We start from the raw sequence: 15,985 nt of genomic DNA on the forward strand, positions 1-15,985 counted from the left end.
GCGTTTACCTTGCGGGCTGCGGGTTGAGCAGATCGATGCGGCGCTGATGACGGCCGCCCTCGAAGGCGGTGTCCAGAAAGACATGCATGATGGCAAGGGCCAGCTCCACGCCGGTCACCCGCGCGCCGAGACACAGCACGTTGGCGTCGTTGTGCAGACGGGTGAAGCGGGCATGCAGCTCGGTGGTGCAGAGGGCCGCGCGGATGCCCGCATGCCGGTTGGCGGCTATGGACATGCCGATGCCTGTGCCGCAGATGAGGATGCCGCGTCCGTTCTCCGCCTCCACGGCGGCGCAGAGGGCATGGGCATACTGCGGATAGTCGCAGCTTTCCCGGCTGTGCGTGCCGTGGTCGCGGATCTGGAAGCCCCGGGCTTCCAGTGCGGTTTTCAGTGTTTCCTTCAGTTCAAGACCGGCATGGTCACAGGCAAGATGAATGGTTTCCATTCGTTCTCCTTTATGGGGCGACCTTTCCGTCTGCCGGGGCCCGGTACCGCGAGAGCGGCAGCAGGGGCGTATCCTCCGGCAGGGCAAGGCCGAGCTGTTCTTCGGTAAAGGGCTGCTGTACCGTGTCGCGCTGCTTGACGAGCACGATGGCCTTCTGCCCGTTGGCATGCGTCAGGTTGAGCCGGCGGGGCAGGCCCTGCTCGTCATAGAGCAGCTCCATGCGCCAGCCCTTGTCGCCGTTTTCCGTCCAGCGCACGGGGAGTCCCTGCGCATCCAGCGTCAGCACGCCGCCGAGGCGCTTTCCCAGCGCGAAGGCGGCCGTATCGGGCGACGAGGCGGCCACGGGCGTGTGTCCCTCCCCGAAGGCCCGCAGGAAGCGTCCGTTGAGCAGGGCGGAAAGATCGGCCAGGGCCAGCGGGACGGGCACGCCGACCTTGAGCAGCGGCTTGGTGCTGCCCTCATGGAAATAGGCGACGTTTTCGCGGGGGCTGTAAATGAGGAAGCGCGCGTCCGCCTCGACGATATTGGCGATGACGGCGCCCACGCCCGCCATGACGTCAAGCCGCAGATGGCTGTCGTCGTTGCCCCAGAAAAGGGCGGTGACCCGGCGGGTGTCGCCCTGGGAGCCGAAGCGCAGGCTCAGGCCCAGGCGGTAGGGGGCGGCGTCATGCCGGGCGCTCTGCCGGACCAGAGCCTGCCAGAGCTGTTCGCTGCGTTCGGCCGCGGCGGGGCTTTCCGGGGGCGGGAGCTGCCCGGCCCCTTTGCCGGCGCAGGCTGCCAGGAGCGCCGTCAGACAGAGGACGGCAAGAAGAGAGGTGATGCGTTTCATAACGTTGACAGGCGTTGCCGCAGCATGTCGGCATTGGCGGGTTTGTATTCAAGGGCCTTCTGATAGGCGGCGCGGGCTTCGTCCCGCAGGTTCATGGCCGCGGCGATGTCGCCGTAATGCTCCCAGATGGCGGGGTCGATGACTTCGCCCGTGCGCACGGCGCGCCGGATCTGCTCCAGCGCTTCGGGGAGCTGGCCGGCCTTGTAGAGGGCCCAGGCCAGAGAGTCGATGATGTAGGACTGATTGGGGGACAGGCTGTCGGCCTGACGCAACAGGCTGACGGCGCGATCCAGATCGCGGCCGCGTTCGGCCAGGGAATAGCCGACGTAATTGAGCGCCTGCGCATTGCGGGGATGGTTGGCCAGCAGGGTCTCCATGGCCGCGAGAGCGCCGTCCCTGTCGCCCATGTCGTCCAGCAGGCTGCCCAGCAGGAAGGACAGATCCTCGTCGGCGGGCCAGGTCTTCAGGCCTTCGCGGATGATGGCCAGCGCTTCCGGCTTGCGTTCCAGCCGGACGAGGATACGGGCCTCGAGCGAATAGAATTCGGGCATGTCCGCGTAGTGGCGGCGTCCCTCCTGCACGAGGCGCAGCGCGTCTTCGTTCTTGCCGGATTCCGCGATGATCTGCACCCGCAGGAGCGCGCCGCGGGGAGCGGCGCTCCCTTCCGCCGGGACGCGATTGAGCCAGCCCAGCGCCTGGGAGACGTCCCGGCGCTGCTGATAGGCCAGATCGGCCAGCAGGAGGAAGACTTCCGGCGGAGCCGCGGGGTCGTCCGCCGCCTGCCGCAGCAGGCTCTCGGCCTGCAGATAGTGACGGGAATCCATGAACATGCGCGCCACGGTGAGCCTGAAGGCCAGGGTGTCCGGGCCGTTCTGCATGTACTTGAGGGCCCTGTCAGGCTGATTGAGCTGGAGCGAGATGTTGATGAGCCGCAGCGTCACGTCCTCGGGGGAGAAGTTCAGCTCGGCAAGGCGTTCGTAGACGGCGCGGGCTTCCTTCCACTCGCCGCGCTGCTCATGCAGAAAGGCCAGCTCGGCCAGCGCTTCCACGAATTCGGGCATCTCCTTGAGGGCGCGTTTCAGCTTGGCGATGGCCTCGTCCTTGCGGCCCATGCCGGCAAGGGCGCGGGCATGGCTGTAGTCCACCAGCGGCGTGCGGGCCTTTTCCGGCAGGGAATTGAGCAGGGCGTCCGCCTCGTCGAAGCGGCCGTCCTTGACCAGCAGCAGGGCCAGCTCCACCTGCGCGTCGGCTTCCGCGGGGTGGCGGGCGATGTAGTTCTGCATGATGCCGATGGCCTTCCGCGTCATTTTGCGGTCGGCCAGCGTTTCGGCATAGAGCATGGTCAGCGAGAGGTCGTCGGGGTGAGCGGCCAGCGCGTCTTCCAGAAAGGGAACGACCAGATCGGACCGGCGGCCGAGCAGCCAGACGGCCCCGTCCAGCCAGGCGCTGGACGGCACATGGCTGCTCTTGAGCAGGCCGATGGCCTCCCGGAGATCCTCTTCGCGCAGTTCCCCCTCGCCGTTGCCCATAAGCTGCATGAGGACAAGATAGGCATAGGTATCCTGCGCCTCGGGCGAAAGGCTCGTGGCCGGCGGACGGGTCTCCATGCCGACGACGGTGTGTCCGGAAGAGGCCGCGTTGTTCTGATTGGCGCAGCCGCCGCAGCCAAGCAGGGCAAAAGGCACCATGCCGCCCACCAGCGCGGCACACAGCAGGAGGGATTTGCCGCATTTCATCGGAGAGTTACCGCGTTTCATCTAGGATTGGATCCATTCGTCTGAAAAGTCCTTGACGTCGCCCGCAATGTGCCGACGGATTTTTTCCAGCAGGCGCGCCTCCAGCTGGCGAACGCGCTCGCGCGTCACGTTATACCGTTCGCCGATCTCACGCAAGGTGACGGGATCGTCGGTGAGAAGGCGGTTCTGCAGGATGTACAGCTCCTTGTCGTTGAGTTTCGGCAGGAGCGTTTTGATCTTGTCCCGCAGGATGCCGGCCATCTCGCCGCTGGCCAGATCGTCTTCGATGCCGGGGCCGAGCGCCGGCAGAAAGTCCATGCGGGTGGCCCCGCCGGGCTCGTCCCCCACCTGGGCGTTCAGCGACAGATCGCCGGCGGCGAGGCGCTGGTCCATCTCGTTGATCTGTTCCTCGCTGACGCCGAGGCGCTCGGACAGCATGGCCGCGTCGGGGTCGAAGCCCTGGGCGATGAGCTTCTGCCGTTCCCGGTTCAGGTTGTAGAACAGCTTGCGCTGCACCTGGGTGGTGCCGATCTTCACCATGCGCCAGTTGTCCATGATGAACTTGAGGATATAGGCCTTGATCCAGAAGGAGGCATAATAGGAAAATTTGATGCCCTTGTCCGGGTCGAACTTGTTGACCGCGCGCATGAGGCCCACGTTGCCCTCCTGCACGAGGTCGAGCACGTTCTGCATCCAGCGGCGCTGGAAATCCATGGCGATGCGCACCACGAGCCGCAGATGGGAGGAGACCAGCCGGAAGGCGGCGTCAGGGTCGTTGTGATCCCGCACGCGCAGGGCAAGCTCGTGCTCCTCGTCGGGCTTGAGCAGGGGAAAGCGGCTGATCTCCCGCAGATAGAGGTGCAGGCTGTCCTTGTTGGCCGCCTGCACGGGCAGGCGCGACTCGGACGGCGCGGGCAGGGCGTCGTCGTGCGGGGCTTCGGTCAGGAAGAGCGGATCCCCCTCGTAGGCGTCCACATCCAGCGCATCGGCGTCGAGGTCGTCGTGATCCGGCTCGTCCGCCTCCAGGAGTCCGTCGGTCAGGTCGTCGTCCCTGCCGTCTTCATCCTGATCATGTTCGGCCCGTGCCTGCGTCGGGGCCGCGGGCGTTTTGCGCGTTTTGGCGTCCGGGGGAGGGAGGATTTCCACTTCAGGCCGGCTTTCCGCGAGGAGGCCGGCGTCGTTTTTGGCCTTGTCTGCCATGAGATGTCTTGGATGTTGGGGCGTTGCAGAAAGGGGAGACTTTCCCCGGGGAGACAATCCTATAGTTTTGGTTTGTCCTTTTCAATGTTTTTCAGTAATAAAAACCTGTCCGGGGGAAATGCCCCGGAAGATATGAATTTTTGCACGCAGCACACAAAGGATTCGTCATGTCAGCATCGCCGTTCCTGGACCGACTCTCGGAAAAACGTCCGCTCATGCTTGATGGAGCCATGGGAACCATGCTCCAGGCCGCAGGATTGCCGCTTGGCGTCAGCCCGGAAGAATTCTGCATGCAGCGGCCGGACATCCTGCAGGATATCCATGCCGCCTATGTGGATGTGGGGGCGGACATCATCACGGCCTGCACCTTCGGCGGCAACCCCTACAAGCTGCCCGCCGGTCTGGACGTCTTCGATTTCAGCCGCCGCATGGTCGAGGCGGCCCGGGCCGCGGCGTCCCGCGGTTCGCGCCGGGTCTTCGTGGCCGGCAATGTGGGGCCGTCCGGTCATTTTGCCCGTCCGCTGGGCGATGTGGAGCCTGCCGACCTGATCGCCGCCTTTGCCGCGCAGATCCGCGGTCTGGTGGCCGGCGGCTGCGACCTGTTGCTGGTGGAGACGCAGTTCGACCTTGCCGAGGCCCGTGCCGCCGTGGTGGCGGCGCGTCAGGTATGCGACCTGCCGGTCATGGTCTCCATGACTTTCGAGCAGGGGGTGAGCCTCACCGGCTCCAGCCCGACCATCTTTGCCGAGACCATGCAGAACCTCGGCGTGGACGTGGTGGGGACCAACTGCAGTCTTGGGCCGGATCAGATGGCGCCCGTGGTGCGCGAGCTGCTGGATGTCTGCGCCTGTCCGGTCATGGTCGAGCCCAATGCCGGTCTGCCGGAACTGCGCGACGGCGTGACGGTCTTCCCGCTGGGGCCGGAGGAATTCGCCGAAAAGACGGCGCGCTTCGCCGCGCAGGGGGCGCGGGTCCTCGGCGGCTGCTGCGGCACCACGCCGCGGCATCTGGCCGCCCTGCGGCAAGCGCTCGACAGGGTGGAGCTCACGTCGTCCTCCCCAGCCGCCGCGCCGGGCATGTGTCTGACCAGCCGCTCGCAGCTCGTGCGCTTTGCGCCCGAGGCCCCCTTCGTCATCATCGGCGAGCGCATCAATCCCACAGGCAAGAAGGAACTCACCGCCCAGTTGCAGGAAGGCCGCTTTGATGAAGCCTTCCGTTTCGCCGACGAGCAGATCGCGGCCGGGGCGCAGGTGCTGGACGTCAACGTGGGGGCCTCCCTCGTGGACGAAGGCAAGCTCCTGCCGGAGCTGACCCGCTGCCTTGTGGAGCGCGTTTCGACGCCGCTTTCGCTCGATTCCTCCAATGCCGACGCCATCGCCGCCGCGCTGCCCTATTGCCCGGGCTCCTGTCTGGTCAACTCCGTAAGCGGGGAGAGCGGACGCATGGAAAAGCTCGGCCCGTTGTGCCGGGATTTCGGCGCGCCCTTCATCCTGCTCCCGCTCAAGGGCGCGGAGCTGCCCGTCAGCGCCGCCGAGCGCATCGCCATCCTGGAGAAGCTGCTGCGCGAGGCGGAAGCCCTGCGCATCCCCCGGCGCCTCATGCTGGTGGACATCCTGGCGCTGGCCGTCTCGTCCAAGCCGGAAGGGGCGTTGGCCTGTCTGGACATGATCCGCTGGTGCCGGGAGCAGGGCCTGCCCACCACGCTGGGGCTTTCCAACCTTTCCTTCGGCCTGCCTGCCCGTGACCTGCTCAATGCCTCCTTCCTCTGCATGGGAGCGGGGGCGGGGCTGAGCTCCTGCATCGCCAATCCTTCCGCCGCACGCTTGCATGAAGCCTTTGATGCCCTTAATGTGCTGCGCGGACACGATGCCCACGCGGCCGTCTTCATCCCCCGCTATGCCCAGTGGAAGGCGGCCGCGCCCAATACGGCGGCCACCGTGCCCGCGGCGGCGCGCGCGGCGACGGTGGGCGAGGCCGTGCTGCAGGGCGACAAGGAGAACGTGCTGCCGCTCCTTCGCGCGGAACTTGAAAAGGGAGCCCAGCCCTTTGCCCTGGTCAACGAGGTGCTCATCCCGGCCATTACGGAAGTGGGCAACCGCTACGAAAAGCGGGAGTATTTCCTGCCGCAGCTCATCCGTTCGGCCGAGACCATGCAGACGGCCTTCGCCGAACTTAAACCTTTGCTTGAAGAAAGTCGCGGGCCCGAAGAGCGGCCCGTCATCGTGGTGGCGACGGTGGAAGGGGACATCCACGATATCGGCAAGAACATCGTGGCCCTGCTGCTGGGCAATCACGGCTTCGACGTCATCGATGCCGGAAAAGATGTGCCGGCCGAGGCTATTGTGGCTTGCGCTTTGGAGCACAAGGCGCATATTATCGGGCTGTCGGCACTGATGACCACCACCATGGTCAGGATGGAGGACACCATCAAGCTGATCCGCGAGCGGCAGTTGCCCATCAGGGTCATGGTGGGCGGGGCCGCGGTGACCCAGGCCTTTGCGGACGCCATCGGGGCGGACGCCTATTGCGAAGACGCCGTCAGTTCCGTGCGTGCGGCGAAAAAATTCATCAGTCAGGTGTAATGCACAATGAAAAGACTGTCTCTTGCGCTCCTGCTTGTCCTGCTGCTGCCGGCGCTGGCGTCCGCGGCCTCCCTCAAGACCCTTGACGTAAAGGGTCTGGACGAGGTCGTGGCGGCAAACAAGGGCAAGGCCATCATGCTGAACTTTTTTGCCACCTGGTGCCCGCCCTGTCGGAAGGAGATCCCCGATCTGGTAAAAGTGCATGAGAAATATGCCGATAAGGGAGTCGTGATCATCGGCCTGTCCGTGGATGAGGACAAGAACGCCGTTCCCGGCTTCCTGCAGAATCTGGGCGTGAATTATCCCGCCTACATGGCCGATAGCAGCGTCGCGCGTGCCTTCGGCATCAGCAGCATCCCCTTCAACGTTTTCATCAACAAGAAGGGGAACGTGGTGCTGGCGGGCTCCGGGCTTGTGGAGCATAAGGATCTTGTGGAAATTTTTGACAAACTGCTGGAAGACTAGTCATGGCGTATGATTGGCCCGTGCGCAAGGCGCACATGGATGATATGAAGGATATCCACGCCCTCTTGCTGGACTGCGCGCAGAAGGGCCTGCTGCTGCCGCGCGCGCTCATTTTCCTGTACGGACATGTCCGCAACTTCTGGGTGGTGGACGCGCCGGATGGCGGCATTGCCGCCTGCTGTGCGCTGGCCCCCGTATGGGAAGACCTGGGTGAGATCTGCTCGCTCGTGGTGCGGGAGGATCTGCGCCGTCACGGGCTCGGGCGCAAGGTGGTGGAAGCCTGCATGTCCGATTGCGAGGCGCTGCACATCCGGCGCGTCTTTTCCTTGACTTACCAGGTGGAATTCTTCTCCCGGCTCGGCTATGAGATCATCGACAAGGGGTCGCTGCCGCAGAAGATCTGGTCGGACTGCGTGCATTGCGCCAAATATCCCGACTGCTGCGACGAAACAGCGGTGTTCAAGCATCTGGGGAGCGACGGACAATGACGGCCAAGCTGCTTTTCAGCGCGGAAGACATCGCCGCACGCGTTGCGGAGCTGGGGGAAGAGATCTCGGCTGCCTATACGGGGGAGCCGCTGGTGGCCGTATGCGTCCTCAAGGGCGCCGTCCACTTTTTCAGCGATCTCACGCGGGCCATCAGCCGGGAAGATCTGGAGATGGATTTCATCCGCATTTCCAGCTATGGCGCGGGCACGGAGTCGAGCCGCCAAATCAGGCTGACCAAGGATCTGGAATGCGACGTCCGCGGCAAGCATGTGCTCGTGGTGGAAGACGTGGTGGATTCCGGGCATTCCCTGCGGTTTTTGCTGAATCTTCTGGCGGATAGGGGCGCGCGCAGCGTGCGCATCGCCACGCTGGTCAACAAGACGGAACGGCGGGAAGTGGACATCCCGGTGGCCTTTTCCGGCTTTATGCTGGATTCCGGCTTCATCGTGGGCTACGGGCTTGATCATGCCGAGCGCTATCGCGCCCTGCCGTCTATCTATGAATTGCTGTCCGTCTAAGGCCTGTTAAACACTATTCGCTGCTTGTTTGGGGGGAAGGGAAGCCCCTCCGCCAGCGCGGGAGGGCCCAGCCTTTTCGCAGCGAAGCGAGGAGAGGCGTTCCCTTCATCTTTCCCACAAGCCCCCATCCCTTCCCCAGCGCGCTTTTTTATCAGGGGAAGCGACAGGGACACGAGGCGCCCCTCACCAAAAGCAAACGGTGCATGTACGGAAATTTTTGTAAAATTTGGGTTAACACGCCCTAGTCGGTTGTCGAGGTATCCGCATGGAAATACAATGCCCTCATTGCAGCAGCCGCTTCAATCTGCCGGACAAGCTCGTCAAGCCCGGCGCCAAGCTGCGCTGCTCGGTCTGCAAGAACGTCTTCACGCTGGAGACTCCCGGAAAAGAGGCGCCGGCCAAGACCGCTGCCAAGGGGGCCGAAGCCGTCGCCCCCAAAAAAGCTCCGGCCCGGGCAGCCGCCCCGGCCCGAAAGGAAAAGAAGGGTTCTTCTCTTTTCCTCTGGCTGGGCTTGCTGGTCTTCCTCGTCGTGCTGGGAGGATCCGGCTACTGGTATTACATCCAGTTCCCGTCAGGGAACAAAAAGCCGCAGCTCTCGGACGAGGAGCTGGCGCAGCGTGTTTCCATGCTGACCATGCGCAATGTGCGTCAGTACTATGTGCAGAATGAAAAGATCGGCAAGGTCTGCGTCATCGTCGGCGACGTGCGCAATGAATTTCCGCAGCCCAAGGCGCTTATCCGGGTGGAAGCGGCCATTTATGACAAGAACAGGAAGCCGCTGGCCGTGAAGCAGCAGCTTGCCGGTTCGCAGCTCTCGCTCTTCCAGCTGCAGGTTCTCGGGGAGAAGGAGCTGGAGTCCTTCCTGCAGAGCAGCACGGATATCTATATCCGCAATTCCAATGTGCCTCCGGGAGGCGAAGTGCCCTTCATGGTGCTGTTCTATGCGCCGTCCGATACGGTAGCCGAGTTCGGGGTGCGTATCGCCGGCGTGGAAGACGTCACGCCGCAGCCCGGCGTGACGCCTGCGCAGCCCGCACCGGCAGCCCCCATGCAGGCTCCGGCGCCGGCCCAGATGCCTGCACAGGTCCCGATGCAGCAGGCGCCCGCAGCCCTGCCGGCCGCCCGTTGAATGCCGTCACATGACACGCGGAAAAGAGGAGGAGAGTTCTTCTCCTCTTTTTTTATGGAGATCCTATCGCTGTTTGTTTTGGGGGGAAGGGGAACCCCTCGCTCTGCTGTCGATGTCCGCAAGGCTTCTGTGTCGCCTAACGGACACGGCCTGCGGCCGCCTTTCGGTCGCCGCCGGCGCGGAAGGGATTCCCCTTCCCCCAAAGCCCCCCATCCCTTCCCCAGCGCGATTTTACCAGGGAAGAATGGGGATGCGAGACTGTCCCACCCTGGAGCGTTTTTGCCGCGAAGCGGCAGGCCGTAAGGTTTGAAACGCGAAGCGCTTCAAACTGAAAATGCTCTAAAAGCCGGCGGGGAGAGAAGGCGTAGATATGCAGGAAGCCCCCGCCCGCGTGGGGCAGGGGCTTTCCCGGAAGATGGCGGCATCCGTCGCGGGCCGGCCGCAGGAGGACAGGAGTCCATCCTGTTCGTCAATCCTTCACCTTATACATTAAAGAGGAAGTGCATGACGTCGCCGTCCTGCACGACATATTCCTTGCCTTCCACGCGTAGCACGCCGTCGGCGCGGCAGGCGGCCTCGCTTTCATGGCTCATGTAATCGTCATAGGAGATGACTTCGGCACGGATGAAGCCGCGCTCGAAGTCCGTATGGATGACCCCGGCAGCCTGCGGGGCCTTCCAGCCTTTGTGGATGGTCCAGGCGCGCACTTCGTCGGGCCCGGCGGTAAAGTAGCTGCACAGGCCAAGCGTGGCGTAGCCGGTACGGATGATGCGCACGAGTCCGCTCTCGTCGATGCCGTAGGAGGAGAGCATCTCCGCCTGTTCTTCGGCGGACAGGCCTTGCAGCTCTTCTTCCAGCTTGGCGCAGATGCGGGCAAAGCCGGCATGACGTTCCGCGGCGAGCGCCTCCACGCGGCGGGAGAGCTCATTGCCCTCGGCCACGGCGCTTTCATCCACATTGGCGCAGTAGATGACGGGCTTGGCCGTCAGCAGGCCAAGCTCTCGCCAGGACTGCAAAAAGGCCTCATTTTCCGGCAGGGAGAAGGTCGAGGCGGGCTTGCCGTCGTTGAGCGCGGCCAAAAGTTCTTGCATGATCTCCGCGGCGGCCTTGGCGTCCTTGCTGCCCTTGGCCATCTTCTGCAACTTTTCCAGCCGCTTTTCCACGCTCTGGATATCGGCGAGGAGCAGTTCGGTCTCGATGGTGTCGATATCGCGCAGCGGGTCCACCGTGCCGTCCACATGCGTGATATTGTCGTCCTCGAAGCAGCGGACCACTTCGACGATGGCGGCGCACTCGCGAATATTGGCCAGGAACTGGTTGCCAAGGCCTTCTCCCTTGCTGGCGCCGCGCACCAGGCCGGCGATATCGATGAAGTCCACGCTGGCGTGGATGGTCTTCTTGGGCTTTGCCTTGGCGGTCAGGGCGTCCACCCGCGCGTCCGGCACGGCCACCGTGGCCTTGTTGGGTTCGATGGTGCAGAAGGGGTAGTTGGCGGCCTGGGCATTCTGAGCCTTGGTCAGGGCATTGAACAGGGTGGACTTGCCCACATTGGGCAGTCCGACGATACCGATGCTGAGAGCCATGCGTTCTCCTTGTGGGTGGATGCCGCGTGATGCGGAGCAGCGCGAAACAGAAAGCCCCGGACGCGCCGGGGCATTTTATAGTCAATATGGAGCCGGACGGCAAGGTCTATTGCAGCCGGGTATAGGAAGAAGGAACGCCGCTGCCCGAACGGGAAGGATTGTAGGGGTCGCGGAGCAGGGGGTAGATATCTTCGGTAATGGGCACCGTGGCCGTGCCCATGGCCATCACCTCATTGCTGGGAATGTGGATGATGCGGATGCTGAAGCGCACCTGCTCCTGGGTGACCACATAGGTTCCCGCCATGACCGCCTGTCCGGTGCCGGTACGGCTTTGCAGCTTGCGGACGTCGCGCGTCAGCAGGAACTCGCCGGACTGCTTGTCGAAGCGCACATAGCTGCCGGTGCGCAGTTCCTTGAAGCGGTAGCCCTTCTGCATGAGGCCGCGGGAAACTTCTTCCATCATCTGCCGGGCCAGAGGGCTGCTTTCTTCCAGATCATTGATGTTGACCGGCGAAGTGCCCAGAATCATGATGCCGGCACGGGCCACGGCCTCACGGTTGGCTTTGCTCATGTCGGGGTCGCGCCCGGCATAGCGCATCATGAGCTGGTCGTCGATCTGATCGGTGATGTCATCCGCCGCCGAGGGGACGTTGCCGCCGAAGAAGGCGGCCGCCGTCAGCGGGGAGAGGGCCAGTGCCGTAACAAGAAGCAGAATGAGGAGACGTTTCATGACCTCACCTAGCGCATGGTTCGCAGCAGCATCTCGATACCGTTGAGTTCCTGCTTGATGGTTTCGTATTCTCGAAGATCATGGCAGACGGAAAGCGCCTGCACATAACTTTGCCGGGCCAGCTCGTAGCGGCCTTGCGCGCGAAAGGCCCGCGCTTCCTTCACATACTGCCTGCTCAGGGCGTTGGTGCTGGACGAAGATTCCACCGCCTGACAGGGCGACGGCAGGAAAACGACGGGGGACAGCAGGAGGGTGCAGGCCAGACCGCCGGCGGCCGCCAGGCTGAAGATGGGCTTGAATGTCATTGTCATACCTCCTGAAAAACCCTAATTGCCCTGCCGAATGGGGAGGGAACCGCTGCCCAGGCTGCTGCCGCCGCCGGGGGTGTAGAGCGGGGGATAGTAGCCGTTCTGACCGTACTTGCGCGACTTGCTCGCCGCGGCCTGACGGGAGGCCACCTGAGCATCGGATTGGGACATGCGCTGCACGATGCCGGTATTGGGCAGGACGAGCTGTCCCGTGCGCAGGACGAGGCCGTCCGTGGCGCGCACCAGGCGGGCGTTGACGAAGGTGGCGTCCTTGTCCACATAGTAGGTCCCCACGATGAGGGCGGCCCACTTCTGACCCACCGGGATGCTGACATTATTGAGGAAAGCAAGGTCATCCCTTCCGCCGGTGACGGAAACCTTGCCCGCCAGACGGTATTCCCGGACCGGGAAGCCGCGCTGGTTGAACTCATAGATGAGCGCCTCGGAGATGAGACGTCCCAGCGGAGAGCTCATGTTGCGATTGCCTTGCTCCACAAAGGAGGTCGGCAGGGCGACGACGCCTTTCAGGGCGTCGTTGGGCACGGTGGCCAGCATCTGATCGGCCAGTTCCCGGCATTTGAGCTTGAGTTCCACCGCATCGATGTACTCGGGATCCGTGGGAGCCGTGGCACGAGTGCAGGCCGGGAGCAGCGTCGCCAGCAGCAGGAGAAGCAGGCAGACGCGGCGGCAGGCGGAAGGGGACGTGGGCATGTGAAGCATAGGCACCTCTGAGGTGAAGTTCTTGCGAAGCTTAACGGCAGTACGAGAAAAAACTTGAGCGTGCCGGCGGAAGTGACGGATATTCCCTTCCGGCCGGCCTTTCCGGTCGTTCTATGCAAGTTTCGTTCCGGTAAAAAATGCCCTTGCTGCGGGCGCGGAGCAGGGGGGCTTTCTCCGCCGACAAGGGCAATATAGCGAAAAAGCTGGCAAAGGGAAAGGATTTATCCGGAAGGGGACACGGCCGCGCCGGCGGAGCCCCCCGGCGGACGACATGCCCGGAAGCGGCGGTTAAGACTTGGCTTGCGGGGGGAAATAGCATACAACCTTTCGCGGTTCTTCCACGAAGATACGGCCCGCGTCCGGGCTGTCGTCCATCGCATCCGTCCGGGAGAAAAGATGATCGAGCGTCGCAAGACCCGTTCCGTGCGGCTGGGCAGCCTGCCCATCGGCGGCAAGGCCCCCATCGTCGTGCAGAGCATGACCAATACCGATACGCGTGATGCGGCGGCCACGCTGCGTCAGATCGAGGCGCTGGTGCGCCGGGGATGCGAAGCCGTGCGGCTGGCCGTTCCCGACGAAAGCGCCGCCGCGGCCCTGCGGACCATCCGCGAGGGCTCCCCGGTGCCGCTCATCGCCGATATCCATTTCGACTATCGGCTGGCGCTGGCGGCCCTTGAAGCGGGACTTGAAGGTTTGCGCATCAATCCCGGCAACATCGGGCCGCGTGCCCATGTGGATGCCGTGGTGGATGCGGCCAAGGCCCACGGGGCGGTCATCCGGGTCGGGGTCAATTCCGGCTCCGTGGAGAAGGGGCTGCTTGCCAAATACGGCGGGCCCTGCCCCCAGGCCATGGTGGAGAGCGCGCTCGGGCATGTGCGCATGCTGGAGGAGCGCGGGTTTTATGACACCAAGATCTCCCTCAAGTCTTCTTCCGTACAGGATACGCTGGAGGCTTACCGCCTGCTGGCGCGGGTCTGCGATTATCCGCTGCATATCGGCATCACCGAAGCGGGCGGGCTCATGCGCGGCACGGTCAAGTCCGCCGTGGGGCTGGGCATCCTGCTGCATGAAGGCATAGGCGACACCCTGCGCGTTTCGCTGACGGCCGACCCCACGGAAGAGGTCAGCGTGGCCTATGAGATCCTGCGTGCCCTCGGCCTGCGGCGTCGCGGGCCGGAGATCATTTCCTGTCCCACCTGCGGGCGCACGGAGATCGATCTTTTTGCTCTGGCGCGCGCGGTGGAAGAACGGCTTGCCGAGTCCACGGCCGACATCAAGGTGGCGGTCATGGGCTGTGTGGTCAACGGGCCGGGCGAGGCGCGCGAGGCGGACCTCGGACTTGCCGGCGGCCGGGACAAGGGGATCATCTTCCGCAAGGGAGAGGTCATACGTTCCGTCAGGGGGCAGGACGCCCTGCTGGCGGCATTTCTTGAAGAACTGCAACTCCTGCTCAAGGAAAAGGAATTCGCCTGATGCGTTTCAGCTCCTGTTATATCCCCACGCTCAAGGAAACCCCGGCCGAGGCCGAGGTGGCGAGCCACAAACTGCTGCTGCGGGCGGGCATGGTTCGCAAGCTGACGTCCGGCGTCTACATCTATCTGCCGCTGGGCCTGCGGGCCATCGACAACGTGGCCCGCGTGGTGCGGGAAGAAATGAACGCCGCCGGCTTCCAGGAACTGCTCATGCCCTCGGTCATCCCCGGCGACCTCTGGAAGGAGACCGGCCGCTGGGAGCACTACGGCAAGGAACTGCTGCGCTTCAAGGACCGCAATGACCGGGACTACTGCCTCGGCCCCACGCACGAGGAAGTCATCACCGATCTGGTGCGCGGCGAGGTGCGCTCCTACCGGCAGCTCCCCGTGCGGCTCTACCAGATCCAGAGCAAGTTCCGCGACGAGATCCGGCCCCGCTTCGGCCTCATGCGCGGGCGCGAATTCGTCATGAAGGACGGCTACTCCTTCGACGTGGATGATGCGGCGGCCGATGCCAGCTACGCCATCATGTACGAGACCTATATGCGGATCTTCCAGCGTCTCGGCCTGCGTTTCCGGGCCGTGGAGGCGGATACCGGCTCCATCGGCGGCAACTTCTCGCATGAGTTCATGGTGCTTGCCGATACCGGGGAAGACACCATCGCCGCCTGCACTTCCTGCCGCTATGCCGCCAATGTGGAGCGCGCCGAAGTGGTCTGGAAGGGAGAGCCCTGCACGGCCGGCTGCCCGCCCCGCGAGCAGGTGGCCACGCCCGGCGCGCACAGCGTCGAGGAAGTGAGCGCCATGCTGGGCGTCGCGCCGGAGCGCGTGGTCAAGACCATGCTGTTCACGGTGGACGGCAAGCATGTGGCCGTCCTCGTGCGCGGCGACCGCGAAGTCAACGACATCAAGCTCAAGAACCTGCTCAAGGCGCAGGACGTGCAGCTGGCCAGCGGCGAGGTGGTGGAGGCCCTGACCCATGCGCCGGTGGGCTTTGCCGGGCCGGTGGGACTGGATGTGCCCATCTATGCGGATGCCGAGCTGCAGGGCGCCACGGACTATGTGACGGGCGCCAACGCCGCTGACGCGCATCTGCTGCATGTGGATCTTGCGCGTGACGCCGTGGTGACGGCCTATGCCGATTTGCGCGCCATCACGGCGGCGGACTGCTGCCCGCGCTGCGGCGCGCCCATCGAGCTGCCCAAGGGCATCGAAGTGGGGCACATCTTCAAGCTGGGCACCAAGTACAGCGACGCCATGCACGCCGTCTTCCTCGACGAGAACGGCAAGGAACGCGTCATGATCATGGGCTGCTACGGCATCGGCGTTTCCCGCGTGGTGGCGGCGGCCATCGAGCAGAACAACGACGAGAACGGCATCATCTTCCCGCCGCAGATCGCCCCGGTGCAGTGCATCCTCCTCAATCTCGATCCCGGCAAGGAAGACGTTTCCGCCAGGGTCGGCGAGATCCATGACCTTCTGGAAGGGCAGGGCGTTTCCGTGCTGCTGGACGACCGCGAGGAGCGGCCCGGCGTCAAGTTCAAGGACGCGGATCTCATCGGCGCGCCCATGCAGCTCATCGTGGGCGGCAAGGGGCTTGCGCGCGGCATCGTGGAATGCAAGGACCGGCGCACCGGCGAAAAGGGCGAGCTGCCCCTGGCGACGCTGCCCGAGGCGCTGGCCGCCTGGATGGAAACGGTGCGGCAGGGCTGGCAGGCCCGCATGGCCTGAGCCGGGAAGGCGAAGCGCGGCCCCTGCTGATGCGGCGGGGGCCGGAGAG

15 protein-coding genes are annotated in these 15,985 nt (G+C 64.2%); 7 read left to right on the forward strand and 8 right to left on the reverse strand.

Features of this window, described 5'->3' with window-relative positions:
• Positions 1–4 precede the first annotated feature (4 nt).
• From rpiB to Q0K12_RS00240, 4 genes are read right to left on the reverse strand one after another with little or no spacing between them, the layout of a single operon-like run.
• Positions 5–445: a ribose 5-phosphate isomerase B gene (rpiB, locus tag Q0K12_RS00225; RefSeq protein ID WP_297259336.1), complete on the reverse strand. Its 441-nt coding sequence runs from the start codon at positions 443–445 to the stop codon at positions 5–7.
• Between the two features lie 10 nt (positions 446–455).
• Positions 456–1,274 carry a hypothetical protein gene (locus Q0K12_RS00230; RefSeq protein WP_297259338.1) on the reverse strand — a complete coding sequence of 273 codons (819 nt, stop codon included), beginning with the start codon at positions 1,272–1,274 and terminating at the stop codon, positions 456–458.
• Positions 1,271–3,010, reverse strand: a complete 1,740-nt coding sequence (locus Q0K12_RS00235; protein WP_297259340.1) for a tetratricopeptide repeat protein — start codon at positions 3,008–3,010, stop codon at positions 1,271–1,273. The genes Q0K12_RS00230 and Q0K12_RS00235 overlap by 4 nt, the downstream gene beginning before the upstream one ends.
• Before the next feature lie 21 nt (positions 3,011–3,031).
• A complete protein-coding gene (locus tag Q0K12_RS00240) occupies positions 3,032–4,210 on the reverse strand; it encodes an RNA polymerase factor sigma-32 (protein ID WP_297259342.1) in 1,179 nt (392 codons plus the stop codon).
• A gap of 167 nt (positions 4,211–4,377) precedes the next feature.
• Between Q0K12_RS00240 and Q0K12_RS00245 the strand changes: the two genes are divergently transcribed.
• From Q0K12_RS00245 to Q0K12_RS00265, 5 genes are all read left to right on the forward strand, one after another.
• Positions 4,378–6,792, forward strand: a complete 2,415-nt coding sequence (locus Q0K12_RS00245) for a homocysteine S-methyltransferase family protein (RefSeq protein WP_297259344.1) — start codon at positions 4,378–4,380, stop codon at positions 6,790–6,792.
• A 6-nt stretch (positions 6,793–6,798) separates the two neighbouring features.
• Positions 6,799–7,257 (forward strand): TlpA disulfide reductase family protein, encoded by a 459-nt coding sequence (locus tag Q0K12_RS00250; protein WP_297259345.1) that lies wholly within the window; start codon positions 6,799–6,801, stop codon positions 7,255–7,257.
• Positions 7,258–7,259: 2 nt separating this feature from the next.
• Positions 7,260–7,745: an N-acetyltransferase gene (locus Q0K12_RS00255; protein WP_297259347.1), complete on the forward strand. Its 486-nt coding sequence runs from the start codon at positions 7,260–7,262 to the stop codon at positions 7,743–7,745.
• Complete coding sequence (hpt, locus tag Q0K12_RS00260; protein WP_297259348.1) at positions 7,742–8,263, forward strand: hypoxanthine phosphoribosyltransferase; 522 nt, start codon at positions 7,742–7,744, stop codon at positions 8,261–8,263. Before Q0K12_RS00255 ends, hpt begins: the two co-directional genes overlap by 4 nt.
• A 265-nt stretch (positions 8,264–8,528) precedes the next feature.
• Complete coding sequence (locus Q0K12_RS00265; RefSeq protein ID WP_297259350.1) at positions 8,529–9,392, forward strand: DUF3426 domain-containing protein; 864 nt, start codon at positions 8,529–8,531, stop codon at positions 9,390–9,392.
• A 482-nt stretch (positions 9,393–9,874) separates the two neighbouring features.
• Here the strand turns inward: Q0K12_RS00265 and ychF are convergent, their stop codons facing one another.
• The 4 genes from ychF to Q0K12_RS00285 form a co-directional block, all read right to left on the reverse strand.
• Positions 9,875–10,975: a redox-regulated ATPase YchF gene (ychF, locus tag Q0K12_RS00270; protein WP_297259352.1), complete on the reverse strand. Its 1,101-nt coding sequence runs from the start codon at positions 10,973–10,975 to the stop codon at positions 9,875–9,877.
• A gap of 106 nt (positions 10,976–11,081) precedes the next feature.
• On the reverse strand, positions 11,082–11,705 hold the full coding sequence (locus Q0K12_RS00275) for a FlgO family outer membrane protein (RefSeq protein ID WP_297259353.1): 624 nt from the start codon (positions 11,703–11,705) through the stop codon (positions 11,082–11,084).
• Between the two features lie 8 nt (positions 11,706–11,713).
• Entirely contained in the window at positions 11,714–12,010 is a 297-nt protein-coding gene (locus Q0K12_RS00280) for a hypothetical protein (protein ID WP_297259354.1), read from the reverse strand.
• Positions 12,011–12,031: 21 nt separating this feature from the next.
• Complete coding sequence (locus tag Q0K12_RS00285; RefSeq protein ID WP_297259356.1) at positions 12,032–12,733, reverse strand: FlgO family outer membrane protein; 702 nt, start codon at positions 12,731–12,733, stop codon at positions 12,032–12,034.
• A gap of 396 nt (positions 12,734–13,129) precedes the next feature.
• Between Q0K12_RS00285 and ispG the strand changes: the two genes are divergently transcribed.
• Both ispG and Q0K12_RS00295 read left to right on the forward strand, forming a co-directional pair.
• Positions 13,130–14,206 carry a flavodoxin-dependent (E)-4-hydroxy-3-methylbut-2-enyl-diphosphate synthase gene (gene ispG / locus Q0K12_RS00290; protein ID WP_297259358.1) on the forward strand — a complete coding sequence of 359 codons (1,077 nt, stop codon included), beginning with the start codon at positions 13,130–13,132 and terminating at the stop codon, positions 14,204–14,206.
• Positions 14,206–15,936 (forward strand): proline--tRNA ligase, encoded by a 1,731-nt coding sequence (locus Q0K12_RS00295; protein WP_297259360.1) that lies wholly within the window; start codon positions 14,206–14,208, stop codon positions 15,934–15,936. The genes ispG and Q0K12_RS00295 overlap by 1 nt, the downstream gene beginning before the upstream one ends.
• The last annotated feature ends 49 nt before the right edge of the window (positions 15,937–15,985 follow it).

The sequence above is a fragment of the uncultured Desulfovibrio sp. genome (genome assembly GCF_944324525.1).
Lineage (GTDB): Bacteria > Desulfobacterota > Desulfovibrionia > Desulfovibrionales > Desulfovibrionaceae > Desulfovibrio.